23 protein-coding genes and 3 pseudogenes are annotated in these 25,609 nt (G+C 60.6%); 18 read left to right on the forward strand and 8 right to left on the reverse strand.

Translation table 11 applies throughout. The annotated features are described in order from the left end of the window. Positions 1-1,222: 1,222 nt before the first annotated feature. The 6 genes and pseudogenes from J2W17_RS31225 to J2W17_RS00785 form a co-directional block, all read left to right on the forward strand. Positions 1,223-2,272: pseudogene (locus tag J2W17_RS31225) on the forward strand (sensor histidine kinase); the annotation flags it as partial. Between the two features lie 213 nt (positions 2,273-2,485). After that, a pseudogene (locus J2W17_RS31230) lies at positions 2,486-2,821 on the forward strand (response regulator transcription factor); the annotation flags it as partial. Between the two features lie 519 nt (positions 2,822-3,340). Then, positions 3,341-3,673, forward strand: a pseudogene (locus J2W17_RS31235) (ATP-binding protein); the annotation flags it as partial. A gap of 109 nt (positions 3,674-3,782) precedes the next feature. Next, positions 3,783-4,709: a LysR substrate-binding domain-containing protein gene (locus J2W17_RS00775; RefSeq protein WP_307327691.1), complete on the forward strand. Its 927-nt coding sequence runs from the start codon at positions 3,783-3,785 to the stop codon at positions 4,707-4,709. Between the two features lie 56 nt (positions 4,710-4,765). Next, a complete protein-coding gene (locus J2W17_RS00780) occupies positions 4,766-5,131 on the forward strand; it encodes a 5-carboxymethyl-2-hydroxymuconate Delta-isomerase (RefSeq protein ID WP_307327694.1) in 366 nt (121 codons plus the stop codon). 55 nt (positions 5,132-5,186) lie between these two features. Continuing rightward, positions 5,187-5,957 (forward strand): class I SAM-dependent methyltransferase, encoded by a 771-nt coding sequence (locus J2W17_RS00785; protein ID WP_307327697.1) that lies wholly within the window; start codon positions 5,187-5,189, stop codon positions 5,955-5,957. A 14-nt stretch (positions 5,958-5,971) separates the two neighbouring features. Here J2W17_RS00785 and J2W17_RS00790 read toward each other — a convergent pair whose 3' ends face one another. Next, complete coding sequence (locus J2W17_RS00790; RefSeq protein ID WP_307327700.1) at positions 5,972-6,907, reverse strand: LysR family transcriptional regulator; 936 nt, start codon at positions 6,905-6,907, stop codon at positions 5,972-5,974. A gap of 222 nt (positions 6,908-7,129) precedes the next feature. Then, on the reverse strand, positions 7,130-8,314 hold the full coding sequence (locus J2W17_RS00795; RefSeq protein WP_307327703.1) for a cyanate transporter: 1,185 nt from the start codon (positions 8,312-8,314) through the stop codon (positions 7,130-7,132). Between the two features lie 794 nt (positions 8,315-9,108). Between J2W17_RS00795 and J2W17_RS00800 the strand changes: the two genes are divergently transcribed. The 6 genes from J2W17_RS00800 (at position 9,109) to J2W17_RS00825 (ending at position 15,654) form a co-directional block, all read left to right on the forward strand. Then, complete coding sequence (locus J2W17_RS00800; RefSeq protein WP_307327706.1) at positions 9,109-10,491, forward strand: glutamine synthetase family protein; 1,383 nt, start codon at positions 9,109-9,111, stop codon at positions 10,489-10,491. A 168-nt stretch (positions 10,492-10,659) separates the two neighbouring features. Then, positions 10,660-12,309 carry a phosphoethanolamine transferase gene (locus J2W17_RS00805; RefSeq protein ID WP_307327709.1) on the forward strand — a complete coding sequence of 550 codons (1,650 nt, stop codon included), beginning with the start codon at positions 10,660-10,662 and terminating at the stop codon, positions 12,307-12,309. 73 nt (positions 12,310-12,382) lie between these two features. Continuing rightward, entirely contained in the window at positions 12,383-13,045 is a 663-nt protein-coding gene (locus J2W17_RS00810; RefSeq protein ID WP_307327712.1) for a class I SAM-dependent methyltransferase, read from the forward strand. 123 nt (positions 13,046-13,168) lie between these two features. Further along, a complete protein-coding gene (gene rnd / locus J2W17_RS00815; RefSeq protein WP_307327715.1) occupies positions 13,169-14,302 on the forward strand; it encodes a ribonuclease D in 1,134 nt (377 codons plus the stop codon). After that, entirely contained in the window at positions 14,299-14,592 is a 294-nt protein-coding gene (locus J2W17_RS00820) for a YcgL domain-containing protein (RefSeq protein WP_307327718.1), read from the forward strand. Before rnd ends, J2W17_RS00820 begins: the two co-directional genes overlap by 4 nt. A 129-nt stretch (positions 14,593-14,721) precedes the next feature. Next, positions 14,722-15,654 carry a D-2-hydroxyacid dehydrogenase gene (locus J2W17_RS00825; protein WP_307327721.1) on the forward strand — a complete coding sequence of 311 codons (933 nt, stop codon included), beginning with the start codon at positions 14,722-14,724 and terminating at the stop codon, positions 15,652-15,654. Between the two features lie 111 nt (positions 15,655-15,765). Here the strand turns inward: J2W17_RS00825 and J2W17_RS00830 are convergent, their stop codons facing one another. Next, positions 15,766-16,359, reverse strand: a complete 594-nt coding sequence (locus J2W17_RS00830) for a nitroreductase family protein (protein ID WP_307327724.1) — start codon at positions 16,357-16,359, stop codon at positions 15,766-15,768. Between the two features lie 276 nt (positions 16,360-16,635). Between J2W17_RS00830 and J2W17_RS00835 the strand changes: the two genes are divergently transcribed. Together J2W17_RS00835 and J2W17_RS00840 are read left to right on the forward strand one after the other, a co-directional pair. Continuing rightward, positions 16,636-17,085, forward strand: coding sequence for a YcgN family cysteine cluster protein (locus J2W17_RS00835; RefSeq protein ID WP_307327726.1), 450 nt, complete (start codon positions 16,636-16,638; stop codon positions 17,083-17,085). A 20-nt stretch (positions 17,086-17,105) separates the two neighbouring features. Then, a complete protein-coding gene (locus J2W17_RS00840; RefSeq protein WP_307327729.1) occupies positions 17,106-18,335 on the forward strand; it encodes a hypothetical protein in 1,230 nt (409 codons plus the stop codon). A 140-nt stretch (positions 18,336-18,475) separates the two neighbouring features. Here the strand turns inward: J2W17_RS00840 and J2W17_RS00845 are convergent, their stop codons facing one another. From J2W17_RS00845 to J2W17_RS00860, 4 genes are all read right to left on the reverse strand, one after another. Beyond that, positions 18,476-18,853 carry a YgaP family membrane protein gene (locus tag J2W17_RS00845; protein ID WP_307327732.1) on the reverse strand — a complete coding sequence of 126 codons (378 nt, stop codon included), beginning with the start codon at positions 18,851-18,853 and terminating at the stop codon, positions 18,476-18,478. A gap of 92 nt (positions 18,854-18,945) precedes the next feature. Then, positions 18,946-19,416, reverse strand: a complete 471-nt coding sequence (locus J2W17_RS00850) for an RNA methyltransferase (RefSeq protein WP_307327735.1) — start codon at positions 19,414-19,416, stop codon at positions 18,946-18,948. A 302-nt stretch (positions 19,417-19,718) separates the two neighbouring features. Continuing rightward, entirely contained in the window at positions 19,719-20,090 is a 372-nt protein-coding gene (locus tag J2W17_RS00855; RefSeq protein WP_307327739.1) for a YajD family HNH nuclease, read from the reverse strand. 49 nt (positions 20,091-20,139) lie between these two features. After that, complete coding sequence (locus tag J2W17_RS00860; protein ID WP_007898703.1) at positions 20,140-20,826, reverse strand: spermidine synthase; 687 nt, start codon at positions 20,824-20,826, stop codon at positions 20,140-20,142. 96 nt (positions 20,827-20,922) lie between these two features. On the opposite strand from J2W17_RS00860, the gene J2W17_RS00865 reads away from it, so the two are divergent. Next, a complete protein-coding gene (locus J2W17_RS00865) occupies positions 20,923-21,213 on the forward strand; it encodes a hypothetical protein (protein WP_307327743.1) in 291 nt (96 codons plus the stop codon). A gap of 58 nt (positions 21,214-21,271) precedes the next feature. Here J2W17_RS00865 and J2W17_RS00870 read toward each other — a convergent pair whose 3' ends face one another. Further along, positions 21,272-23,326 carry a S9 family peptidase gene (locus tag J2W17_RS00870; protein ID WP_307327746.1) on the reverse strand — a complete coding sequence of 685 codons (2,055 nt, stop codon included), beginning with the start codon at positions 23,324-23,326 and terminating at the stop codon, positions 21,272-21,274. 247 nt (positions 23,327-23,573) lie between these two features. Between J2W17_RS00870 and J2W17_RS00875 the strand changes: the two genes are divergently transcribed. From J2W17_RS00875 to J2W17_RS00885, 3 genes are read left to right on the forward strand one after another with little or no spacing between them, the layout of a single operon-like run. After that, complete coding sequence (locus J2W17_RS00875; RefSeq protein WP_307327749.1) at positions 23,574-24,068, forward strand: MFS transporter; 495 nt, start codon at positions 23,574-23,576, stop codon at positions 24,066-24,068. A 32-nt stretch (positions 24,069-24,100) separates the two neighbouring features. Further along, positions 24,101-24,877 carry a class II glutamine amidotransferase gene (locus tag J2W17_RS00880; protein WP_307327752.1) on the forward strand — a complete coding sequence of 259 codons (777 nt, stop codon included), beginning with the start codon at positions 24,101-24,103 and terminating at the stop codon, positions 24,875-24,877. A gap of 12 nt (positions 24,878-24,889) precedes the next feature. Continuing rightward, positions 24,890-25,432, forward strand: a complete 543-nt coding sequence (locus J2W17_RS00885; RefSeq protein ID WP_150766662.1) for a DUF2937 family protein — start codon at positions 24,890-24,892, stop codon at positions 25,430-25,432. The last annotated feature ends 177 nt before the right edge of the window (positions 25,433-25,609 follow it).

Below are 25,609 nucleotides of genomic sequence, written 5' to 3' on the forward strand. Positions count from 1 at the left end.
CAGGATCGGCCTGGCGGTCGCTGCGCTGGTGTTCCTGATGCTGGCAGTATCGCTGGTGAACCTCTACGGCCTGCGAGGCATGGTACGTGCGGTAGATTCCGCCAGCCATTCCGCGGAAATCCTGGCCTCGGTCAACGGGGCCACCGGACGGGTGGAAAACTTCATCGCCACCCGCGACCAGAAAAGCCTGTCCCAGGCCGAAGGCATGGTGGCGGCGGCTATCGCCGACCTCACCGCCATTGCGGTGGCAGAGGCGCAATCGCTCAAGGGCAGTCTGGAAAGGCTTGCCGCGGCAATCGCCGCCTTGCGGGCGGCGACCCTGACCATGGATGGCGAAACGGACAACATGACAGCCCACTATGGTCGGATGCGGGAGGCGACGATCCTCGTCGAACAGGGCATCGCCGAGGGGCTCAAGGAGCTTGAGTCCCGCATCTCTGACCACGAGGCGGGGGCGAGCAACATTGAAAACGCCCATCGCATCCTGGGCATCCTGCGCAACGGCGAACGGATCGTCACCGCCAATGTGGCCAAGGTGCTGGTGACGGGTGACAGGTCGGGCGCCACCGCGGCGCGCAACGCCTGCGCGGCACTTCCGGCCGTGGTTGAGCAATTGCGCGAGGTGATGGGTACGCTGCGGGAGGGAGAGACCCTGGACCAGTTGGCGGCGACAGTCGCTGCGGCGAGCCTGGCGGTCGAGCACCTTGGCCAGGCGCCCAAGCTCCGGGGAGGCGAGGTCTTGCGGCAACTCGCCGCCGTCGGGGATGCAGCTGAGCGCCTCGAGGCAATGGTGGGCGAAGTGGACCAGTTTGTGGCCCATGACGCAAACGACATTCAGGCAGCCACCGGTTTGCTGAACAACGCAGCCGCGTTGTCCAAGCGTTTCGCCGAGCGCGTCGCCACGCTGGAGGCGCAGACCCTATCGTTCCGCCTTTCACCGTCGGCCCAGATCGCCGGCTCCGTCGGCGACATCCTGGATGAGCTCTCCCGCCTCTCCCGCGTTCTCCCCTCGTCCGGGGGACTGCAAGCCAAGGCTACGCCCCTCACGGTCAACGAACAGATTGCCGGCTACCGGGCGGCATTCGCCAGGTTCCATCAGGCGAGCAACGCCTTGAGCGGCGCGCGCGACGAGGTTCGCGACGAGGCACGGAGCGCCGGCCAGTTGGTCGCGCGCTTTGCCGGCGAAGCGCGCTCCGACGCCGTGGTCCACAACAATCGCGGCATGCTTGCGACGGTCTTCGCGGGTGCCATCGCTATCCTGCTGGCCGGCGCTATCGCCTGGAGCACGTCGCGGTTTGTCGCGCAGCCCATCGTGGCCCTGGCGTCGGTCATGCGCCGGCTTGCGGCCGGCGACCTGAGCGCCGAGATCGCCAGCGCCGGACGCGGCGACGAGATTGGGATCATGACCCGCGCCGTCCGGGTGTTCCAGGAAAATGCCTTGCGCATTCGGGTGCTGGAGGCCGAGGCCGAAGCCGAACGACAGCAGGTCCAGGCTTCTTTGGAGAGAATGGTTGCCGAACGGACCGACACGCTGCACCAGCAGACCGAAGTGCTGGAGGCGCAGGCCATCGAACTCATTCAGGCGCGCAACCAGGCCGAGACGGCGAACCAGGCAATGAGCGATTTCGTTACTACGGTCAGCCACGAACTGCGCACCCCTCTGACCCTCATTCTCGCCCCACTGGAGCAACTCACGGCGGCGACCACTCCGCCCGCGGACTGGCGTGTGCAACTTGACCGTGTCCAGCGCAACGCGCTGCGGTTGATGAACCGGGTAAACGACATCCTCGATTTCTCCAAGGCCGAAGCGGGCAAGTTTGAGTTGTGTCAGGAGCCAATTGATTTGAACAGCACGGTGGGTGTGCTGGCCGAGGATGCCGCCATGGTGGCCGAGGGCAAAGGCTGCACCTTGACCTGGAGCATCGATACCACGCTCGGCACGGTGTTCCTGGACCCCCGGCACTTCGAGAAGATTCTTCTCAACCTGGTGAGCAATGCCATCAAGTTCACGCCCGCTGGCGGCACCGTGCACCTGGCAGTCACTCCGCTTGATGGCGAGCGATTTGAACTCGCGGTGCAAGACTCGGGCATTGGCATTGCGCCTGACAAACTGCCGCTGCTGTTCCAGCGTTTTTCCCAGATCGACAATTCCGCCACGCGCCACTACAGCGGCACAGGCATCGGTCTCGCCCTGGTCAAGGATCTGGCCGAACTGATGGGGGGCGAAGTCGGCGTCAATAGCGAGCCCGGCCAGGGTTCGTGCTTCTTTGTTCGACTTCCGTTGGGGGCGGAGCAATACACCGTGCCGACCGAAGCCAGCAATATGTACGAGCGATCGTCACCTGGCACAACAAGTACAATAGAGCAGCGCCACCTGCGTTTCGACGACGGCCGCTTTGGCAGTAGCAACGACCGACCGTCGACGCAAGGCGCAGACGACGAGCAGCACCCGGAACACGCCTTGCAATCCAGAGTGCTAGTGGTAGACGACAGCCCGGAAATGCTTGCCTACCTCAGCGAACTCCTGCACAACGACTACATCGTCGCCACCGCAGCTGATGGAGAGCAGGCCTGGGCACTCCTGCAGCGTCGACCCATCGATGTCGTTGTCTCGGATGTGATGATGCCGGAGCTCGACGGCTTTGGCCTGACAGCCAGGATAAAAGCCAGCGCCGGTTTCGCCCATTTACCCGTGATCCTGTTGACCGCCCGCGGCGGCAGCGAGGCCTGTGTCTCCGGGCTGGAGAGTGGCGCCGATGACTATATCGCCAAACCCTTCTCGCCGCTGGAGCTCAAGGCTCGCGTACGCGCGGCGCTACGCATGAGCCAGGTGCAAACCGAACTGCATGCAAAATCCCGTCAGGCGGGCATGGCCGAAATCGCCACTACCGTGCTGCACAACGTCGGCAACGTCCTCAACAGCGTGAACATATCGGCAGAACTGGTCAGCAGCCAGATGCGCGCCTCTAAAGCCCAGGGGCTGGGCAGGGTGGCTCAGCTGATGAACGAACACGTCAATGACCTGAGCGATTTTCTCACCAGAGACCATAAAGGAAAGATGCTGCCCGACTACCTGCTCAAGCTGGCGCAGGTGGTGACGGCAGAACAACAGGGCATCATCGAAGAACTCGGGCGACTCACCAAGGGCGTTGACCACATCAAAACCATTGTCGCTGCCCAGCAGTCCTATGCCGTTGCCGTCAGTGTCGTCGAGACAGTGCCGGTCTCAGAGTTAATCGATGATGCCTTGCGCATGAGTGCCGGATCACTGGCGCGCCAGGAGCTGACGGTGTTCAAGGAAATTGCCGATATGCCCCTGCAGTCGCTGGACCGGCACCGGGTGCTGCTGATTCTGGTGAACCTGATCAGCAATGCCAGGCAGGCGTTGGACGGCGTGACCGATCGCAGCCCGTGCATCACGTTCGGCGCCTTCCTCGCTGACGGGCCAGTATTGCGTATCACGATGGCCGACAACGGCAATGGGATTGCGCCAGAGGACCTGACACGTATCTTTTCCCATGGCTTCACTACTCGCAAAGACGGTCACGGTTTCGGCCTGCACAGCTGCGCGCTAGCCGCGCGGGAAATGGGTGGCAGCTTGACCGTGCACAGCGACGGGGCCGGACAGGGCGCAACCTTTACCCTCGATATCCCCCTCGGCAAGGGTATGTAAGACGAAGCTGCGGTCTGCATCTGGCTTACACGCAAACGGCTTGAGTCGATAGACGCCGATTGCAACACCTACCTAAACTGTCGGCAGATTCGGGGATCGAGGGCAGGGGATGAATCGCAACGAGCTACGCAAGGCCGATATCAACCTGATGGTGGTGTTTGAAACGCTGATGCTTGAACGCAACGTCACTCGGGTGGCCGAAAAGTTGTTTCTCGGTCAGCCAACCATCAGCTCGGCACTCAACCGTTTGCGCACGATGTTCAACGATCCGCTGTTCATTCGCGTCGGCCATCGCATGGAGCCGACGGCGCGGGCCGAGGAGATCATTCGGCACCTGTCGCCGGCGCTGGATTCGTTGTCGGTGGCCTTGAGCCTGACCCATGATTTCGACCCCACCAGCAGCACCATGACCTTCCGTATCGGGCTGTCCGACGATGTCGAGTTCGGCTTGCTGCCGCCGTTGTTGCGCGCCTTGCGCCTGGAAGCGCCGAAGGTGGTGTTCGTGGTGCAGCATGTCGATTACTGGCGGATTCCGGATTTGCTGGCGTCTGGCGATATCACCGTGGGTATCAGCCAGACCCGCGGGCTGCCGGCCAATGCCAAGCGCAAGTTACTGCGGCATATCCAGCCCAATATCTTGCGCGCCGATGCGTCCGATACGCCGCTGACCCTCGATGAATATTGCCAGCGTCCCCATGTGCTGGTGTCCCATACCGCCAATGTCAGCGGCTACGCCGATGAGTGGCTGGCAGAGATTGGCCGGACCCGCCATGTGGTGCTCTCAGTGCCGCAATACAGTTCGTTGCCGGCCTTGCTTGCCGGGACTGACCTGATTGCCAGCCTGCCGGATTACACCGCCGAAGCGATGGCCGCGTCCGGGGTGCTGTTCAGGGAACCGTTTCCGTTCCAGGCGCCGACCCTGGACCTGTCGATGGTCTGGCTCAGCCATGTCGATACCGATCCGGCCGAGCGCTGGTTGCGGTCGCGGCTTGAGGCGTTCATGGGTGAGCGCGCGCTGTTGCCGCTGCCCGAGTGAGCAGGGCGCCGCTGTGCTATATGTAAAACCTTTCACCCACTTTCAGGAGCAACGTAATGCCTCATCTGCACATGGAATACACCGCCAACCTGCCCGAGCTGAACGCAGACGTGGCCTTGATCCGGCTCAACAATGCGCTGGTGGTGTCCGGTCAGTTCGCCGCCGAATTCGATATCAAGAGCCGGGCAGTAAAGATCGACACGTTCAAGGTCGGTACTGCAATGGCTGAGCGGGCGTTCGTGCATGTGAAGCTGGCGTTGTTGAGCGGTCGCTCAGGGCAGATCAAGAAGCAATTGTCGGACAGTCTATTGGCGGTGTTGCAGGACCTGTGTCAATGGCCAACTGGCATTGAAGTCCAGCTGGCCGTGGAAATTCTCGACATCGATCGTGAGTCCTATGTCAAGACGGCTATTAACCACTGATTTGTTTCGCATCGCTGATCAGCTTCTCTTCAATTAAGTACGCGGGTCGCTACTCATGGCAGATATTCAAAAAGTTGCCCAGCTCGGTTACTCATCGCAAGCCAGCACCTATGCCAAGGGCCGCCCAAGCTATCCCATCGAACTACAAGCTTGGCTTAGAGATGCACTGGACATCCATCCGGGAGCATCGGTTATTGATTTGGGGGCCGGCACTGGCAAATTCACCCGAATATTGAGCTCCATGGGGAGCGATATTGTCGCAATCGAGCCCGTTGATGCTATGCGAGCAGAGTTTGCTAAGGAACTGGCGAACATAAAAGTCCTGAAGGGCACGGCCGAATCTATCCCGGTAGAGTCAGGAACGGCGCAAGCATTGATATGCGCCCAAGCCTTCCACTGGTTTGCGAATGAAGCGGCCCTTGCCGAGATTTATCGAGTGCTAAAACCGAACGGCCGACTGGGGCTGATTTGGAACGTGCGCGATGAGTCGGTGGACTGGGTGGCGGCCATCACTGACATCATTACCCCGTACGAAGGCGATACCCCGCGCTTTCATACCGGCGCCTGGCGATTGCCATTCACGGGGCATTACTTTTCTGACCCTGAACTGACCTGCTTTCGCTACACACATACTGGCAGTGCCAAGGAAGTTATCATTGACCGGATTCTGTCGGTAAGTTTCATCGCAGCGCTACCTCCTTCCGAAATGGCGAAAGTTACCGCGCAGTTGCAGAATCTGATCCAAACCCACCCGTCGTTGCGGGGGCGTGAAACTATTGAATTCCCGTATCAGACCCAGGCTTATCTGTGTCGCCGTTTGGATTGACCGGTCACTGAGTCTCAGGCCTTTTCCTGCTCGATGCAGGCCTGGGCCACTTGCTCGCGCAACCAGGCATTGGCGCTGTCCTGATCGGCATTTTGCGTCCACTGCATGTCGAGGGTGAAGCCCGGCAGGCCGTTGGGCGCTTCGCAATGCTTGAAGATCGCCTCGCTGGCCAGCAATTGCTGGATCCGTCGGGGCAAGGTCACGATGAACTCGGTGCCGGTGATCATTTTCAGCGCAGCACTGTAGCTGTTGGCGCGGGCGACGATTTGTCGTTTTTGCGCTTGCTGCGCCAGCCAGCCATCGACCATGTTGGTGTAAGACGTCCAAGGTGTGGGGAACACATGCCGCCGCGCGACGAAGGCTTGCAGGCTTAGACGTGGCTCCAGCGGTGTGGCGCGCTTATCGAAGACACAGACCAGGTCATCTTCCAGCAATATCCGGGATTTGAGATCACTGTGGCTACGATGGAAATGGGGGCCGAAGCACATCACCAGGTCCAGGCTGCCATCGCGCAGTGCCTCGGCCGGGATGTCGGTTTCGAACTTGTGCATATTGATCATTACCGGCAGGCCGGCGAAATCGAAGCGTTTCAGCAGGCGTGGCAAGATCAGTTGTTCGAAGTACTCAGGGGCGCAGAGGTTGAATGTGACCGCCTGCAAGGTCGGGTCGAACGTCTGGGTGCCGGCGTGACACAGGTTGATGTTTTCCAGGATCTTCAGCACATGGGGGTACATGGTGCTGGCTTTGCAGGTGGGGCGCATGCCCGCGCGGGTATTGATGAACAGCTCATCTTCGAAGCCGGTGCGCAGCTTTTTCAGGCAGTAGCTCACGGTGGACTGACTGACGCAGAGTGTCTCGGCTACACCGGTAACGCTGCTTTGCTCGTACACGGCGACAAACACCATGAGATCCTGCATGTCGAGCTTTCTAAGCAAATTGCTGTTCAGCATCCATTCCGTCTCATTGCGTTCCTTGCGCCGACCATGCGCAAACGTGTGCGTAAGATCCTAACGGAACAGGGGGGCCAGGAAAATGCCTTGCGGGCATTTTCGCGGATCATTGTGAGGTCGTCGCCATAAGCCTTCGGCGTTGAACGCTGGCAGGCGCTGCGCGGCGGCTGGGCATCGACAGCGCCCGTGTGCCGATGCCTGGCGCCCCAGGCCCGTTCCGGATCAGTGGATGTGTCTGGCGAAATGCCGCGGATCGAAGCGCAGGACCATCAGGATCATCAGCGCCATGAGGCCGGTCAGTGACCACCAGGCCCATTCGAAGCTGCCGAGTTGGTCGCGGATGATCCCCGCCAGCAGCGGCGAGAGACCGGCGATCAGGTAACCGATGCCTTGCACGAAAGCGGTCAGGCCACCGGCCCGCCGGGGATTGTCCAAGTGATCCAGCGACACGATCAGGCTCATCGGAAACAACCCGCCGATGCCCAACCCCAACAGACATGGCCACAACAGGCTCAAGTATTGCGGGCAGAGAATAAGCCCGCAGAACCCGGCCATGATCAGTGCCAGCAACGCCACCAGCACCCGGCGCCGGTCGCGGCTGCGGTTGGCGATGGCCGGCGTCAGCAGGCCGGACAACACTTCCATGGCCGTCAGGAAACCCAGGAGCAACCCGGCGTTCTGTTCGCTCCAGCCCTTTTCCACGTAGTACGGCGCCAGCCAGGCCAGCACACAGGTGTAGGACGCTGTACCGAGGCCAAAGAAGATCGCCAGCAACCAGGCGCGGGAATTGCTGAAGAAGGATTTGTCGTGGGGTGACACCGACACCGGCGTGGGCATCCCCGAGCGTCGGCCGCACCAGAACAGCAACGCCACCAGCGCCAGCGCCGCCCAGATCGCCAGGCCCACGCGCCAGCTGCCGGTCCGTGTCATCACCAGCGGTGAAAACGATGCGGCGATGGCGGCACCGCCCATGATCGAGGTGACATAGAGCCCCATGCACACGGAAACATGATCGCTGAAACGGGATTTGATCAGCGTTGGCATCACGGCCTGGATCAGCGCGATACCGATACCGGCCAGTACGGCGCTGAGGATCAGTTCGGCCGCCGTATCAAGGAACAGGCGCGACACGGTGGCCACGCCGATAATCAGCAACGAGAGTACTACGGTGCGCTGTTCCCCGAGTCGTTGGCTGACCCTGAGACCAAAGAACATCGCCAGCCCCATCGCCATCACCGGGAGCATGGTCAACAGCGAGGCCAGGCTGAAACTCAGCCCGATGTCGCCGCGAATGGCGGACAAGAGTGGACCCACGGCGGCCATGGAGGGACGCAGGTTCAGGGCGACCAGAATGATGCCGACCATCAGCCATAGGGCAGGGCGGGATGTTGCGCGGACGTTTTCCATCGATCGGACCCTGGATGACAAGGGGGCCAATTAGGCGCAAGAGGACTGCGGGCTGCAAATCAGAAAGTCCGGGGGGGTATTTAAAAATCAAATACCTAGGCCGGAACACGATCCCCTTTAGGAGCGAGCTTGCTCCGGGCGGCGTTCCGACGATGGACTCAAGAGCGCCGCGTTTAACCAGTGAATACGCATTATCGTTCACGACCATCGCGAGCAAGCTTGCTCCTGCAGGGCGCCGCGTTTAACCAGTAAGCACGCGTCATCGTTGGCGACCATCGCGAGCAAGCTTGCTCCTACAGGGCGCCGCGTTTAACCAGTAAGCACGCGTCATCGTTGGCGACCATCGCGAGCAAGCTTGCTCCTGCAGGGCGCCGCGTTTAGCTAGTAAGCACGCGTCATCGTTGGCGACCATCGCGAGCAAGCTTGCTCCTGCAGGGCGCCGCGTTTAGCTAGTAAGCACGCGTTATCGTTAAAGACCATCGCGAGCAAGCTCGCTCCTACAGGGACTGTGATTGTTTAGCCAACCCACACCCAAAGTTCTTCAAATCCCGATTTAACGACTTGACCACCCGTGTGACGCTGCCGCTCATCTGTTTACCGCGGTCTTCTCCATGGACAATTGTCCAATCGCACTTCCATCCAAGCTCGCCTTCTGGGCGCTGTGGCATTGTCGTCACGCGCGCCCACCGGATTCTTACTTTCCCTGCTGATTGTCCTTACAGATCTCATGCCATGCGCGAGATTAAAGTGTGGGTGCTTTGCGCGCCCCCCTGACACGGAAAAAGAGAACTCCCATGCGTTGTGCCACGACCTCCTTTGCCTCCACGCAAGAAGCCCTGACCTTTCTCGAACAGAACCCGGATGTTGAAATGTTCGAGTTGTTCATCATCGACAACAACGGTGTACCCCGGGGCAAGTTGCTGCACCGCGATGAATTGCTGGCGGTGTATGAAAGCGGGCGGCCCTTGCCGAGCACTATCCTCGGCCTGACCATCAACGGCGATGACGTGGAAAACTCCGGGCTGGTCTGGGACGTGGGTGATATCGATTGCCGGGCCTACCCGATCAGCGGCAGTCTGACGCGCATGCCGTGGCGATTGATTCCGACGGCGGCGGTGCAGGTCAGCATGCACCCGAAAGAGGGCATGCCCGCGACCATTGCCGACCCGCGGCATCTGCTGGCGAAAGTGATCGAAGGTTTGCAGGCCGACGGTTATTACCCGGTCATGGCGGCGGAGCTGGAGTTTTACCTGCTGGATCAGCAGCGCGACAACAGCGGTCGGCCGCAGCCGGCCCGGGATGCCGATGGCGGGCGTCCACGTGCGACTCAGGTTTACGGCTTGCGGGAACTGGAGCAGATCGAACCGTTCCTGGCCGACCTCTACAGCGCCTGCAAACTCCAGGGCATTCCGGCGCGCACGGCGATTTCCGAATACGCGCCGGGGCAGGTGGAGATCACTCTCGAACACCGCACTGACGCTTTGCAGGCGATGGACGAAGCAGTGCGTTATAAAAGGCTGGTCAAGGGCGTGGCACACAAGCACGGGATGACGGCGTGTTTCATGGCCAAACCCTTCGATGACCTGGCAGGCACCGGCATGCACATGCACGTCAGCCTGGCGGACAAGGACGGCAATAATCTGTTCGCCAGCGAAGCGCCGGACGGCACGCCACTGCTGAAACAGGCTGTGGCGGGGATGCTTGGCACTTTGCTCGATTCGTTGTTGCTGTTCTGTCCCAACGCCAACTCTTACCGCCGTTTCCAGACCAACAGCTATGCGCCACTGGCGGTGACCTGGGGCGTGGACAATCGCACCGTGAGTTTGCGAGTACCCGGCGGGCCGGCGTTCTCGCGCCATATCGAGCATCGTATCTGTGGCGCCGACGCCAACCCGTATCTGGCGGCGGCGGCGATCCTGGCCGGTATCCATCGCGGCATTCGCGAGCAACTCGACCCGGGCGCACCCGTGGAGGGCAATGGTTACGCCCAGGCCTGGGAACTGTTGCCGACCGACTGGCTGACGACGTTACGGGCGCTGGAAGGTTCGAGTTGGGCGCGGGAAGCGTTCGGAGGCGATTTTCTCGGCGTGTACCTGGCGGTGAAACGTGCCGAATATCGACAGTTCATGGGCGAGGTCGGTGAGCAGGATTGGCGCTGGTACCTGAACCAGGCCTGAACCATTCTCAAATAAGCTGAAAGTTTTGAGATAGTCCATGGAGCCAACTAATCGTTGGCTTCTTTTTCACAAAAAATTGATGGTTGGCTGCTTAAAGTTTGTGCAGTCGCGGTCAATGAAATTTTCATATTGATCGACGGCACTCCTTTTCAGGAACAGCCAACCATCATGTTGAAGATTAAAGCCGTGCGCCCCGAGTGGGTGACACTGATTGCCAGCGCCTTGTTATTGACGGCGTTCAATCTTGTGCTCTGGCAACACCTGTTTGCAATCACCGCGTCTGACGGCAACGGCCTGCTCATGCGCGCGGCTTTCGGGGTGATGATTCTCGCCGCGTTTAACCTTGTTTTGACCCTGCTGGCTTTCCGGGCCGTGATGAAACCGATGCTGACGCTGATCTTCATGGTCAGTGCCGGCGTGGCTTACTTCATGAGTCAATATGGCGTGCTGATTGACATTGGCATGTTGCGTAATTTTGCACAAACCAATGCAACGGAAGTGCGCGACTTACTCTCGATAAAATTATTAGTTTATATTTTACTGCTGGGGATTCTCCCGTCCTGGTTGTTGTGCAAGACACCGATAAGTTATCGTCGCTGGCACCGTGAAATGTTAAGTAAAGTGCTGGTGAGTATCGCCTCGGTGGCCGTCATGGGCGGCGTGGCGTTGCTCAACTACCAGGGCTTGTCTTCATTGTTTCGCAATCACCATGAGTTGCACTTGATGGTGGTGCCAAGTAACTACATCGGTGCCGCGGCCGGCTACTTGCGCGAACAAGTGGTCTCCGCGCGGCAACCTTTTGTCAAAGTAGGTGAAGACGCTGAGAGAAACCTGGCCTGGCAAACCCACGCCCGCAAATCCCTGACCGTACTGGTGGTGGGCGAAAGCGCCCGGGCCGAGAATTTCGGCATCCTCGGCTATGACCGCAATACCACGCCAAAGCTTGATAAAGAGGTCGGCCTGATCGCGTTCACCGATGTGCATTCATGCGGCACGGAAACAGCCGTATCGGTACCGTGCATGTTCTCCAACATGGGCCGCAAGGCTTACAACGCCAGCACCGCGAAGAACGAAGAGGGCTTGCTGGATGTGCTCAAGCACGCAGGCCTGGACGTGATCTGGCGGGACAACCAGTCGGGCTGCAAAGGTACCTGCGATCGGGTCACCCTCGAGGACGTCAGCAACCTCAAGGATCCGCTGCTATGCGCCCACAATGAATGCCGCGATGAAATACTCCTGCAGGGCCTGCAGCATTTCATCGACACCCTGGATAAGGACACGGTCCTGGTGTTGCATCAGATGGGTAGTCACGGTCCGGAATATTTCAAGCGCTACCCGAAAGAGTACGAACGCTTTACCCCGGTCTGCGACAGCAACGCGCTGAACAATTGCAGTCGCGAAAGTATCGTCAATGGCTACGACAACACCCTGGTGTATACCGACCACGTACTGTCGACCCTGATCGATCTGTTGCGCAGCAACCAGGACAAAGTCGATACCGCCATGCTGTACCTGTCGGATCACGGCGAGTCCCTGGGCGAATACAACCTGTTCCTCCATGGAACGCCTTACCTGCTGGCGCCGGAACAACAAAAGCATGTCGCAATGCTCGCCTGGTTCTCCGACAGCTACCAAAAGTCGTTTTCGGTGGACACCCACTGCCTGCAACTGAGCCGTGAAGAACCCTTGAGCCAGGACAACCTGTTCCATTCGATGCTCGGTCTGTTGGAGATCCACAGCAAGGTCTACAACCAGGATCTGGATCTGTTTGCCGGTTGCCGCGGTGCGGTGATCGACGGTGTGCTGGCCAAGGAATGAAGCTTTCGACCTTTTTTTCACGCGCCGCTCGCTAACCTGCGATGGGTACCTATTCCTACAAGAGTCATTTCACATGTCCGCGCAATCCCCATCCGCCATCGAACTGGAGTTCGCCCGGCGCTACGACCAGGAACACGCCCGCGTCTGCCTTCAGTCGCGACCGCATGGCCTGGGGAGGCGCTTGACGTTCTGGCGCGACGAGCAATTGGTGCGCAACGCGCTCAAGGTGGCGGGCGAGCCGGGCCTGGTTCTCGATGTTGTCTGTGGCGCCGGGCGCTACTGGCCGGTGTTGGCCGAGCATGCCAACCGGGTAATCCTCGCGTCCAATCCATCCCGGGACATGCTCAACCACGCCCAGACCCACCATCCGCAGAAGCTGCTCGAGCGGATAAAGACCTTTCAGAGTTCAGCCTTCGCCATCGATTTATCAGCGAACGCAGTCGACTGCATTTTTTGCATGCAACTGTTTCAACACATCGACAGTGCCGAGCATCGATTGGCCATGCTCAAGGAGTTTCACCGGGTCAGCCGCGATACCGTGATAGTGGCAGTACGCATTGATGCGCATTTCAAGCTTCGGCGGCGCGGGGCAGAGGCTGCCCAACCCCGCCAGTTGCCTGGCAAGGCCGAAATTGAAGCGCAATTCTTGCAGGTGGGTTTACGCCTGCTCAGCCATCAGGATTTCCTGCCCGGTTGTGCAAGGATGCGAGTCTATGTGCTGCGTAAGACCAGATAACCTCCCTTTGTCAGACATTTCTTGCTAACAGGCAGGTATTTTCGCTAAAGCTCTTGTTCAGTGGATGCGTGGAAATCGTCTGTGGCGATATATACTGCGTGCCATTCTTCAAGGGAGAGCCGTGTGGCCATCGATATTCACTGGATTCGCGACAACGATAGCCTCGGTCGGTTTTGTGCCGAGTGGCAGCAGCTGCCGTTCGTTGCCCTCGACACCGAATTCATGCGGGTCGACACCTTTTATCCGATTGCAGGCCTGCTGCAGATTGGCGATGGCGTACGCGCTTACCTGATTGACCCGCTGACCATCGACAACTGGCAGCCGTTGGCCGCGTTGCTGGAAAACCCGGCCGTGGTCAAAGTCCTGCATGCCTGCAGCGAGGATCTGGAAGTTCTGCTGCGCCTGACCGGCAGCCTGCCGGCGTCGCTGTTCGACACTCAACTGGCCGCCGCTTACCTGAACCTGGGTTTTTCCATGGGGTATTCGCGCCTGGTGCAGGAAGTGCTCGGCATCGACCTGCCAAAGGGCGAGACCCGTTCCGACTGGTTGCAACGCCCGCTTTCCGACACCCAGATCAGCTACGCCGCCGAAGATGCCCTGCACCTGGCGGAAGTTTTCGTACAGTTGCGTCCGAAGCTTTCTGATGACAAGTACGCCTGGGTCCTGGAAGACGGTGCCGAGCTGGTGGCCAACCTGCGCCGCGAAATCGACCCGTACGAGGTCTATCGCGATGCCAAGCTGGCCTGGAAACTGTCCCGCGCGCAACTCGCCGTGTTGCGTGAGCTCTGCGCCTGGCGCGAGTGCGAGGCCCGCGCCCGCGATCTGCCGCGCAATCGCATTGTCCGTGAGCATTCCCTGTGGCCGCTGGCGCGGACTCAACCGGACAACCTGGGCGCGCTGGCGAAAATCGAAGACATGCACCCGCGTACCGTGCGTCAGGACGGCGAGTTTCTGCTTGATCTGATCAAGCGCTCTGGCAGTGTGTCGCCGGATCAATGGCCGCCAGCTGTGCCGGAGCCATTGCCGGTGGAGGCCGCCGCGCTGGTCAAACAGCTGCGGGCGATCGGCCAGGCTGAAGCCGAACGCCTGAACATCGCCCCGGAATTGATGCTGCGCAAGAAAACCCTGGAAGCGCTGCTCAAGAGCGGTTTCCCCAATGGTCCATACCAATTGCCTGATTCGCTGCGTGGCTGGCGCCGCGAATTGATGGGCCAGGCGCTGCTCGACAGCCTGGCCACCGCCGGAGAACAGCCTTGAAACGTATTTGCTCCATCTACCGAAGCCTGAAGAAAAACGAGATGTACCTCTACGTGCTCAAAAGCGATGCACTGGAGCGCGTCCCGGAAAGCCTGATGGCCGCCTTCGGCAAACCCCATCACGCCTTCGACCTGGTGCTGAGCCCCGAGCGCAAACTGTCGCGCGAAGACATCACCCTGGTCCTGGAAAACCTCGACAAGCAGGGCTATCACCTGCAGATGCCGCCGGCCGAGGACGAATACATCGAACATTTGCCGGAAGAATTGCTGCGACGCAATGACCCGATGTGATCGGCAGGGCATCCGGGCTACTGTAAAGAGCCTTCTCTTGAGTCATTGGAATTGAATTTGGCGATGGCCAAAGCGATGGAGCATGACTTCATCGGCGGTCGTCTGCACTGTTTTCGAAAGGTTTGAACCATGCGCGTTCTGATTGCTGAACACGACCACCCGGTATACGCCCAACTGCTGCGTGAGGCAGCGCCCGACCTGGAAGTGCTGACCAGCGGCGACTCCGCCGAACTGGCCAGCCAGGCTGCCGATTGTCCGGTCTGGCTGGGGCAGCCGGATTTGCTGGCGACGCTGCTGCGCCAGGGCCACCAACCGCAATGGCTGCAATCGACCTGGGCTGGCATTACTCCACTGTTGGCCGACGGCTTGCCGCGGCACTATCGCCTGACCCGGGCGGTGGGGATTTTCGGCCAGGTGATGGCCGAATACGTGCTGACCTACATGCTCGGCCACGAGCGCGAAGTGCTGCCCCGACTGGTCAGCCAGGTCGAGCGCAAGTGGGACAGCCGCCAGGGGCACAGCCTGGCAGGGCGCAAGGTGTTGATCGTCGGCACCGGTGACATCGGCCAGACCGTGGCGCAGTTCCTGCTGCCGTTTGGTGTGCAGCTGTATGGCATCGCCAGCGAGGCCCGCGAACAGGCACCGTTTATCGAAGTAGGGGCACTGGCCGACTTGCCGCGGCTGGTCGCTGAAGTGGATTACGTGATCAATCTGTTGCCGAACACGCCCAACACCCATGACCTGTACGACGCCGCGCTGTTCAAGCAGTTCAAGCAGACCGGCCTGTTCATCAACGTCGGGCGCGGCGTGGCGGTGGTCGATGCGGATCTGGTGGCAGCCTTGAAGGAAGGGCATCTGGCAGGCGCCGTGATCGACGTCTGCCGTCAGGAACCGCTGCCGCAACGTCACCCGTTCTGGACCGCCTGGGGCTTGCTGTTGACCGGGCACAGTTCGGCGCCGACTTCGCCACCGATGATGGTGAAGTTGTTTGTCGAGAACCTGCGGGCGTATGAGGCGGGCGAGGCGTTGCGCGGGGAAGTGGATTTCAATCGCGGGTATTGAGTTCACCATGAACCCTGTAGGAGCCGGCTTGCCGGCGAAGGCGTTTTCATGGCCGCGGCAAGGCTTGAGGCCGCCTTCGCTGGCAAGCCAGCTCCTACAGGGGGGTGTGGCTTAGAGGGTGAAATCACCCTCGGCCGCCAATTCGCTCAACGGACGACGCGGGCTCGGCGCTTCACGCGCTTGCAGGTACTCCGCCAGGCTCGCCTTGTCGCCCAGTTTGCCGATCGCCACCGCTGCATGCAGCGCGTAGCCCTCGGGAATGTTCAGCTCTTTGCGGGCCAGTTCCTGATCGAAACCAGCCATGCCGTGGGTGTGCCAGCCGCTGATGCTCGCTTGCAGCGCCAGATGGCCCCAGGCCGAACCGGTGTCGAAGGTGTGCCACAGGGCCGGGGTTTCTTCGCTGGCGCCAGGCGCCACAAAGGTGGTTTTCGAAACGACGATCACCAGCGCCGAGGCGTGTTGCGCCCAGCTGCGGTTGAATTCGTTCAGCAGCCCCAGGTAACGCTCCCAGTTCGGCGTGTCGCGACGCGCGTAGAGAAACCGCCAGGGTTGCGAGTTGTAGGCCGAGGGTGCCCAGCGTGCGGCTTCGAAGAAGCTCAACAGGGTTTCGACAGGAATGGTTTCGCCGGTAAAGGCCCGGGGCGACCAGCGATCGGTGAACTGAGGATGAATGGCATGGTCGGCAACGCGTGGATTAGCGCTCATCAAGAGGTTCCTTGCTAGGGTTGGAAGTGAGGGACGTCAGAAACCTGCGGGCGCAGTTGAGCTGAGCGTTGAGGTTTCTTGAGCCTGGGCAGTTCGCCTGAATGCTACGCGGTCGAGCGTTAATGGCACGCGGGTCTGGCTCCTTGCGACTGGCAAAGCTACTGGGCGGCGCAAAAACTGACAAGCCCCGTCGACCGGCAGTCGCCAATGCTTGGCCCGCAAGGGCCTTGGCACTAGACTGGCGGCCTTTTCACCACCTGATGTCGATGTTGAACCATGGCCGCTAAAGTCGAACCGTTCTGGATGCGCAAAACCCTCGATCAACTCGATCCAGAGGAATGGGAATCGCTGTGCGACGGCTGTGGCCTGTGCTGCCTGCAAAAGCTCGAGGATGAAGAAGACAACTCCGTCTATTACACGCGCATTGCCTGCAAGCTGCTGGACCTGAAAACCTGCCAGTGCACCGATTACCCCAACCGTCGCGATTTCGTGCCGGACTGCATCCAGCTCACGCCAGGCAAGGCCGACGCGTTCAAGTGGCTGCCACCGACTTGCGGTTATCGACTGGTCAGCGAGGGCAAGGACCTGCCGCTCTGGCATCACCTGGTGTGCGGTGATCGTGACGCCGTGCACCACGAACGAATTTCACAATCCGGGCGCATGCTCGCCGAAGGCAGCGTGGCCGAAGAGGATTGGGAAGACCATCTGATTTTCCGGGCGGGTTAAGGTTTCACCAAGGAGCATGTATGGCTATGGGATTGCGCCGGGCGCTGGCCGTCGCACTGCTGGCCCTGGGCTCGCCGGTGTGGGCGGCGCAGAAGGTCGATCTGGATTATCACGTGCGCCTGTTGCCGCAAAGCGATCAGGCCGAAGTGCGCCTGACCCTGGCCCGGGGCTCGGCGGTACGCAGTCTGGATTTCGACCTGGGCGATGGCAGCCACTACAGCGATTTCAAGGCCGATGGCCAATGGCAACTCACACCGGGCAAGTCGGTGCGCGGTGTCTGGCGGCCCGCCACCGACAAGGCCAGCCTGACCTATCGCGTGCGGGTCAGCCACGGCCGCAAGAGCGGCAGCTTCGATACTCGCATGACCCCGACCTGGGCACTGATGCGCGGCGACGATCTGGTGCCGGCCGCCAGACTCGATCAGCAGGACGGCATCGAGCTGGTGTCACGCCTGGCATTCGAGTTGCCCAGCGGCTGGAACAGCGTCGAAACCGCCTGGCCGCGGATCGGCAAGAACAAGTTTCGCATCGATAACGTCTCCCGATTGTTCGACCGGCCCACGGGCTGGATGCTCGCCGGCCACCTTGGCAGTCGCCGCACCCGGTTGGGAGAAACCGCAGTCACCGTCGCCTCGCCCAGAGGCCAGGGCATGCGTCGCATGGACGTGCTGACGCTGCTGACCTTTGTCTGGCCGCAAGCGCAGGCGGTGTTCCCGCGTCATCCCGCCAAGCTGCTGATCGTCGGCGGCAATGACCCGATGTGGCGCGGCAGCCTGGCGGCGCGCGATTCCATCTATTTGAATACACGTCTGCCGCTGGTCAGCGAAAATGGCACCAGCGCGGTGGTGCGTGAATTGGCCCAGGTGTTCGGCCGGATCAACGACCGCCAGCGCAGTGACTGGATCAGCGAAGGCTTTGCCGAGTATTACGCGATCGAACTGGTGCGCCGGGCGGGTGGCATGAGTGATGAGCGCTATGAGAGCTTGCACGGCAAATTAATCAAGGACGGCCAGAAGGTGACGACGTTGCGCGGTGATCAGATGAGCCCGGCACAGGTTTCAAAGGCGGTGTTGGTGCTGCAGGAGCTGGACGGCGAGATTCGCCTGAAAACCCGCAACAAGCGTTCGCTGGATGATGTGTTGCGTGGGGCGATGCGTATGGAGGGTGTGGACACCAAGGAATTCGTTCAGCTCGCCGAGAGCGTGATTGGCGAGTCCTCCAAGGTTCTTGATACCGAGTTGCTTCAGTAATATCGCCTTCGCTGGCAAGCCAGCTCCTACAGTAATTGGCGGTGATCACCTATCTTGTGTACGCCAACGCAACCTGTAGGAGCTGGCTTGCCAGCGAAGAGGCCATAAGCCCCACTACAAATCCGGGATCAAATCCGGGATCAAACCCCGGTCTTGGGCGACGTCAAAGATTCATTCCCGGTCACGGTAGCCGTCTTGGTCGCCGCGTCGGCATTCGCCTTCAGCCGCCCCAATTCTTCCCCGGCCCGCTCGATCTTCGCCCGCACGTTATTCATGTCCTGGCGACTCTTCTCCAACAGGCTCTTGACCGAACTGTGCCCGGTAATCCCGCGCGCCAGCGCCACGCCGCCGATCGCCACTTGAATCAACCCGAATATGCCGCCGCGCCGCAGGCCCTTGGTGACCATCACCACGCCACCGGCTACCGAGCCGATGCGCTCCCAGCCCTGTACGTTATGGTCGGAATGAGTCTGGAACGGGGTGGATTCGATGCGCTCTACGCGTGTCAGTTCGCTCATGATCTGTCTCCTGGCTGGACGGGCTGCTTCAAGAATAGATAAATAAGCTGACTGCCGAGGCGGGCGGCTTGTTCCATCGGATGTGCTGTGATTCAGCGAAATTTTGGCCCCGAGCGGGTATTCAGGCCTTTGGCCATGCGGTCGTACAGTACGACGTTGACGGTGGCCGCCAGGTTCATGCAACCGGTGGTCGGGATGTAAATCACGTCTTCGCACCAGTCACGAATCTCCTGATCCAGCGATCCGTCTTCCGGGCCGAAGATATACAGGGCACGATCCGGGTGGGTGTACTCTGGCAGCGAACGGGCGCCTTCGACCAGTTCCACCGCGACCGGGACGCAGCCCAGGGGCAGGATTTTCTTCAGGTCGTCGATGCCGATCAGTGGAATGTCGTAGTGCACGCGCTTGGTGTCGGTGACGAAGTCTGCGGCACGTTCATACCGCTTGCCGGTGTAGAACACGGACGCGGCGCCATAACAACCGGCGGCGCGCATGACCGAACCGACGTTTTCCGGGGATTTCGGGTTATACAAACCAATGCAGCTGTACCGTTTGTCTGCCACGAGCGGGGTGCCTTCGGGGAAAAAGCGCGATTATACGGCGATTGGGGGAGGGGTGTCCGGTTTGGGGACTTGTGGTGATTGTTAAATCGAACATGTGTGACCACCACAAAACCCTGTAGGAGCTGGCTTGCCAGCGATGGACGACAACGATGACGCGTGCTGTCTGAATCAACGCGTTGCTCTTGAGTCCATCGCGAGCAGGCTCGCTCCCACAGTTGATCGGAGGCATACACAAATCCGAGTTCAACAAAAATCCACTGTAGGAGTTTGCCAGCGAAGAGGTCCTTACCGACGAGCCAACGTCAGTCGTCCTTCTTCAACAGTCCAGCCAACGCCGCAAACGGGTTATGCGTCGCCTTGGCGATCTTCGGCGAGCTCAGCGAGCCTTCACCGAAGTACTGCTGGTCGGTATACCGCGAATGTTCATTGTCGTGGCAATACAGGCACAACAATTCCCAGTTCGAGCCGTCCTGCGGATTGTTGTCGTGGTTGTGGTCGCGGTGGTGCACGGTCAGTTCACTCAGGCGCTTGCCGGAGAACTCGCGGGCGCAGCGGCCGCACACGTGCGGATACATCTTCAGGGCCTTGTCGCGGTAACCCATTTCCTTGTCGCGCTGGTTGTCGGCGAGGATGCGGTCCAGCTTCGATGTATTGGTTGGGGTGGACGAACTCATGGGTTCACCTTTGTAAAAAGACTAATGACGGTTATGAAGTGAGTTTAGCTCAGCCCTTGAGCTTCTCGGCAATCCAGATGGTGTGGCGGGTGCCTTTGTTGCCGTGGGCGAAGACTTGCACCTCTTCTGCCTTGAAACCGGCCTTTTTCAGCTTGTCGGAAAACTGTCGGTCAGCGCTGGCCGACCACACCGCCAGCACGCCTTTGGGGCGCAAGGCCTTGGCGCAGGCGCTCAGGCCGCCGGCGGAATAGAGCCAACTGTTGGCCTTCTGGGTCAGGCCTTCGGGGCCGTTGTCGACGTCGAGCATGATCGCATCGAAGCCCTGTGGCTCGGCTTGCAGCACCTTGGCCACGTCTTCCATGCGGATTACCGTGCGCGGGTCGAGCAGCGGATTGCCGGCTTTCTCGCCCAGCGGTCCACGGTTCCATTCCACGACGCCGGGCACCAGTTCGGCGACTACCACTTCAGCGGTCTTGCCCAGATGCTTGAGCGCCGAGGCGAGGGTGAAGCCCATGCCCAGGCCACCGATCAACACCCGCGAATTCGGCCGGCCCGCCACCTTGCGGCACGGGATCTCGGCCAGGGCGTCTTCGGATCCGTGCATGCGCGTGTTCATCAACTGCCCGCCATCGCCCCCCTGGATCTTGATGACGAAATCCTCACCGTATTCGAACAGGCACAGGGCACCGCCATTTTCAGGAATCGGAGTGGTGTCGAGCAGAACGAAACGTTTCATTGGGGCTCTCTTGAGGGGAATTCGACAATCAGGGGCAGGCAATCAGCGGCGGTTGGGAGTAGCCTGCAAAAAGACTACAAGGCCAACGGAGCCATGATGAAGCGCACCATTCTAACGGTCATTGCCCTGGCCGCGCTCTCGATAACTGCGGTGCAGGCCCAGGAACAACCCGCCATTCCCACCAGCCCCGGGCCATTGCCCGGTTCGCCCGGTACCGCGACGCCGACGCCTTACCCGCAAATCACCCCGATCAGCGTGCCCAAGGCCGGTCCCGGCAGTGGCGGTCCGCCGTTGTTGCCGCCGATCGAAATGCCCAGCCCGCCCAAGGACCAGACGTTGCCGGGGCTGGAGCAGAACAGCACGAAGATCAAATCGCCGGGCGGTTAAGGCGAGGACGATGGGCCATCGGCCCGGTGCCCGAGATCGGGCAACCGTGCCAATTCGCTCAGGCAATGCCCAAGACGTTAAAAACAAACGCATATTCGAGCGCGACGTCACGCAGTCCCTGGTACCGCCCGCTCATCCCGCCGTGCCCCGCACCCAATTCGGTCTTGAGCAGCAAGGGATGGGTGTCGGTTTTGGTCGCACGCAACCTTGCCACCCACTTGGCCGCTTCCCAGTACTGCACGCGGCTGTCGTTGTAGCCGGCAATCACCAGCGTCGCAGGATAAGCCTGCGCGGTGACGTTTTCGTACGGGGCGTAAGCCTTGATCCGTTCATAAACGTCCGGTTCCTGCGGATTGCCCCACTCGTCGTACTCGGTGACGGTCAACGGCAGATCCGGGTCGAGCATGGTGTTGAGCACGTCGACGAACGGCACTTCGGCAATTGCGGCGCCGAACAACTCCGGCCGCATGTTGAGGACGGCACCGATCAGCAATCCACCGGCGCTACCGCCACTGATTGCCAGCTGCCTTGGCGTCGTCAACCCGTTGTCGATCAAGTGCTCGGCGCAGGCGATGAAGTCGCTGAAGGTGTTGTGCTTGTGTTCCTGCTTGCCGGCGCGATACCAGGCTTCGCCCAACTCACCGCCGCCACGCACGTGAGCGATGGCAAACGCCACGCCACGATCCAGCAGGCTCAGGCGCGCGTGGGAGAACCACGGGTCGAGACTTTCGCCATACGCGCCGTAGCCGTACAGATAAAGGGGAGTCGGCTTGCCGAGGGCTTCGCGTTTGACGACGAGGCTGATCGGCACTTTCGTTCCGTCGGGCGCCGTCGCCCACAGACGCTGGCTGACGTAGGCATCGGCATCGAACGGGCCCAGCACCGGGGTTTGCTTGAGGACTTTCTGCTCGCCGGTCGCCAGTCCCAGCTGACGGATCTGTGCCGGACGGTTCAACGCTTCGTAGCGCAGGCGAATCCTGTCGCTGACGAATTCCAGGCTGTTCTGCACGTGAAGGCTATAGGCCGCATCCGGCAGTTGCACGCGATAGCTCGGCAGGTCTTGCGGGTGGACTTCGATGATCGGCAAGCCACCCTCACGCAGGCTCAGGGTCATGGCCTCGGCGTTCAGGCTCATGCCATCAATCATCGTGGTGTCGCTGTGGGGAATCAGGTTCTGCCAATCGGACAGGGTCGGCGCGACGCCGGTATCGACGGCCGTGTACAGGGCAAAGTTGATGCCGTCGCGATTGGTGCGAATGAACCAGGTCCAGACACCATCGAGCACACCATGATCGACATCGTACTCATGGCCTTCAACCCGCGGCGCTACGCAGACAAAGGCTTGCTGCGGCTGGAACGCGTCAAGCACCCAGACTTCGCTGGTGGTCTTGCTGCCCACGGACAGCAGCAATTGCTGCTCGGAACTGGACCGGTAGCAGTGCATGAAGAATCGCCCGTCCTGTTCATGGAACACCTCTTCGGCCGCCGTGCCATCGAGTCGATAGCGGTACAGTTTGTGCGGGCGGTGGGTGTCGTCCAGTTCGCCGAAGAACAGCGTCAGGCTGTCGTTGGCCCAGGTCATGCTGCCGTCGCAGTCCTGGAATTCCAGTTCGCTGACACGACCGTTGGACAATTCCTTCACGAACAGCGTGAAAATCTCATCGCCCGTGGAGTCGATGCTGTAGGCCAGGCGTTGGTGGTCCGGGCTGATACTGAACGCGCCCAGGGAAAAGAAGCCGCCCTTGGCCAGTTCGTTCGGGTCCAGCAGCAGTTGCTCATGGCTTTCGTCGAGCAGCAGGCTGTCGTCGGCCGGGCGCGGGCAGCGGTAATGGCGAGCGTATTCGTCACCCGCCGTAGTGCGCGTGTAATACAGGTACGGCCCCCAGGGGGAGGGCAGCGACAGATCGGTTTCGAGAATCCGGCCCTTGATCTCTTCGAACAGGGTCTCGCGCAGCCCGGCCTGATCGGCGGTTTGCGCCTCTTGGTAATGGTTTTCCGCTTTCAGGTAGTCGAGCACCGCGTTGGTGTCGCGCTCCTGGAGCCAGGCATACGGGTCATCGCCTTCGGCCTTGCGGGCGACGGGGGCGTTAAGGATGTTGGCGGATTCGGGCATGAATGGCTCTCGGGCGATGTACGAAACAGAGATTTGCAGACAGCATGCAGGTCATGGAGCCACTGCGAAACCTGTGGGAGCGAGCTTGCTCGCGATGACGTCAGTACATTCACCATCAATGTCGGCTGGCCGTCCGCTATCGCGAGCAAGCTCGCTCCCACAGGTTCAGTGTCTTGACCAACAGGTATTGGGACAAGCCTGATGGGCGAAAAGTCGTTACTATAAGCGCCTCTTTGCCTGCCTTGCCATGGACACCATGACCGAGAACGACTATCTGATCGCTTGGGGCCTCTACGCCTTCGCCGCTTTAGGCTGCCTGTTAGTGTGGATGCGCATGACCCGCTGGATGTGGCGCTGGCTGCGTGAGCCGCTGCGACTGCTGGTGGTCGTGCTGCTGTTCAGCCCGACCATCATTGATCCTGTGAAGGAAAAGGTCGCCCCGGCCATCGCCATCACCGCCCTGGATCTGCTGTTCAAGGTCGGCAACAACGCATGGCGGGCTATTTCCGACCTGTTCATGTACGGCATCCTCGCGTTCGGCCTCTACCTGGTGTTCGTGGCGATCCGTTTCATGATCGAGCGCAGCGCCAACGCTCGCAAGGAACAGGCCGCCGCCCAAGCCGCGGCCAGGGCCGACGAACCTGAAGAAGACCAGCCTTTCGGCGGTGCCGGCGACGATCGGTACGGTCGCCCGCCAGTGCCGAGCAACCCTCAGCGTTTGCGGGTCGAACCGCGTTTGTAACCTTGCCCCTGCATTGAATCGAGAGTCAGAACATGTGTGAGTTATTGGGCATGAGCGCCAATGTCCCGACCGATATCGTGTTCAGCTTCACCGGGCTGATGCAGCGCGGCGGCCGCACCGGGCCGCACCGCGACGGTTGGGGCATCGCCTTCTATGAAGGCCGCGGCCTGCGCCTGTTCCAGGACCCGGCAGCGAGCTGCGAATCGGAAGTCGCGAACCTGGTGCAGCGCTATCCGATCAAGAGCGAAGTGGTGATCGGTCACATCCGCCAGGCCAACGTCGGCAAGGTCTGCCTGTCCAACACCCATCCGTTCGTGCGCGAGCTGTGGGGGCGCAACTGGTGCTTCGCCCACAACGGCCAACTGGCGGACTTTCAACCCATTACCAGTTTTTACCGCCCGGTCGGCGATACTGACAGCGAAGCGGCGTTCTGCGACGTGCTCAATCGGGTGCGTGCCGCCTTCCCGGAGCCGGTGGAAATCGAAGAACTGTTGCCGGACCTGGTGGCCGCGTGCGCCGAATACCGCAGCAAAGGCGTGTTCAATTGCCTGCTCAGCGACGGCGACTGGCTGTTCTGCTATTGCTCGACCAAGCTGGCGCAGATCACCCGCCGCGCACCGTTTGGCCCGGCACGCCTGAAGGATGTCGATGTGATCGTCGACTTCCAGGCCGAAACCACGCCCAACGACGTGGTCACGGTGATTGCCACCGAACCCTTGACCGAAAACGAAACCTGGACCCGCTATGAACCGGGCCAATGGAGCCTGTGGCGGCGCGGTGAATGCGTCAGCCAGGGCAAGACCGAATAAGGATCCGCAAGCATGTTGCTCAGTTACCTACGGCTGGTGTTGTTTGCGGCGGGCCTGTTGATCGGTGTCCAGGTGCCGGGGTTCATCAGCGATTATGCCAAGCGGGTCGAGGCTCATCTGATCGAAGCGCAGACTGGCTTGAGCGGATTCCAGGGGACTGCCAACCAGTTCTTCAAGGGTGACATGCAGGCGTTGGTGGCCCATTACCGAGCCAGCGAAGACCCGATCTTTCGCAGTGACGCCGATAGCCTGAACACCCTGCTGACCCGCCGACAGGCCCTAGATAAACAGTTCCAGGCCATGCAGGGGCCGTGGTACATCCGCTTTCTGCAGGTGGTCCTGGCGGCGGATCCGGAGATTCGCAAGGAAACCTGGAATGGCTACAGCTACCAGATCCTGCTGACGCCGGAAGCGATGATATGGGGCATGAGCGGTGCGCTGCTGCTGTCCTTTGGCATCGAATGCCTGTTCCGGCTGATCGACTGGGTGGTGCTGGGCGGCAAACGCCTGCGCCAGAGCCGGCCGATTGAAGATCGGGATGTGCGGGGGTTGTAGGGCCCAAAGATCAAGAGCAAATGCTCGTCCGCGATCTCCACCAACGGACAGTGATCCGTCATCTGCACTTTGGTACAGGAGGCGGCGCATCGGGAGCAGGTCGAGTATCTGCACCGGTTCGTCAAACGCTAAGAGCTTCGCGAGCGGGCCCGCACAGGGGGAAACGATGTTTCACAA

The organism is Pseudomonas lini, assembly GCF_030812475.1.
Taxonomy (GTDB): domain Bacteria; phylum Pseudomonadota; class Gammaproteobacteria; order Pseudomonadales; family Pseudomonadaceae; genus Aquipseudomonas; species Aquipseudomonas lini_A.

Bases quoted from the DNA above. Each gene is read 5' to 3' on its own strand.
- J2W17_RS00775 (WP_307327691.1), top strand. From the start codon at position 3,783: ATGAATCGCAACGAGCTACGCAAGGCCGATATCAACCTGATGGTGGTG.
- J2W17_RS00780 (WP_307327694.1), top strand. From the start codon at position 4,766: ATGCCTCATCTGCACATGGAATACACCGCCAACCTGCCCGAGCTGAAC.
- J2W17_RS00785 (WP_307327697.1), top strand. From the start codon at position 5,187: ATGGCAGATATTCAAAAAGTTGCCCAGCTCGGTTACTCATCGCAAGCC.
- J2W17_RS00790 (WP_307327700.1), bottom strand. From the start codon at position 6,907: ATGCTGAACAGCAATTTGCTTAGAAAGCTCGACATGCAGGATCTCATG.
- J2W17_RS00795 (WP_307327703.1), bottom strand. From the start codon at position 8,314: ATGGAAAACGTCCGCGCAACATCCCGCCCTGCCCTATGGCTGATGGTC.
- J2W17_RS00800 (WP_307327706.1), top strand. From the start codon at position 9,109: ATGCGTTGTGCCACGACCTCCTTTGCCTCCACGCAAGAAGCCCTGACC.
- J2W17_RS00805 (WP_307327709.1), top strand. From the start codon at position 10,660: ATGTTGAAGATTAAAGCCGTGCGCCCCGAGTGGGTGACACTGATTGCC.
- J2W17_RS00810 (WP_307327712.1), top strand. From the start codon at position 12,383: ATGTCCGCGCAATCCCCATCCGCCATCGAACTGGAGTTCGCCCGGCGC.
- J2W17_RS00825 (WP_307327721.1), top strand. From the start codon at position 14,722: ATGCGCGTTCTGATTGCTGAACACGACCACCCGGTATACGCCCAACTG.
- J2W17_RS00830 (WP_307327724.1), bottom strand. From the start codon at position 16,359: ATGAGCGCTAATCCACGCGTTGCCGACCATGCCATTCATCCTCAGTTC.
- J2W17_RS00835 (WP_307327726.1), top strand. From the start codon at position 16,636: ATGGCCGCTAAAGTCGAACCGTTCTGGATGCGCAAAACCCTCGATCAA.
- J2W17_RS00840 (WP_307327729.1), top strand. From the start codon at position 17,106: ATGGCTATGGGATTGCGCCGGGCGCTGGCCGTCGCACTGCTGGCCCTG.
- J2W17_RS00845 (WP_307327732.1), bottom strand. From the start codon at position 18,853: ATGAGCGAACTGACACGCGTAGAGCGCATCGAATCCACCCCGTTCCAG.
- J2W17_RS00855 (WP_307327739.1), bottom strand. From the start codon at position 20,090: ATGAGTTCGTCCACCCCAACCAATACATCGAAGCTGGACCGCATCCTC.
- J2W17_RS00860 (WP_007898703.1), bottom strand. From the start codon at position 20,826: ATGAAACGTTTCGTTCTGCTCGACACCACTCCGATTCCTGAAAATGGC.
- J2W17_RS00865 (WP_307327743.1), top strand. From the start codon at position 20,923: ATGAAGCGCACCATTCTAACGGTCATTGCCCTGGCCGCGCTCTCGATA.
- J2W17_RS00870 (WP_307327746.1), bottom strand. From the start codon at position 23,326: ATGCCCGAATCCGCCAACATCCTTAACGCCCCCGTCGCCCGCAAGGCC.
- J2W17_RS00875 (WP_307327749.1), top strand. From the start codon at position 23,574: ATGGACACCATGACCGAGAACGACTATCTGATCGCTTGGGGCCTCTAC.
- J2W17_RS00880 (WP_307327752.1), top strand. From the start codon at position 24,101: ATGTGTGAGTTATTGGGCATGAGCGCCAATGTCCCGACCGATATCGTG.
- J2W17_RS00885 (WP_150766662.1), top strand. From the start codon at position 24,890: ATGTTGCTCAGTTACCTACGGCTGGTGTTGTTTGCGGCGGGCCTGTTG.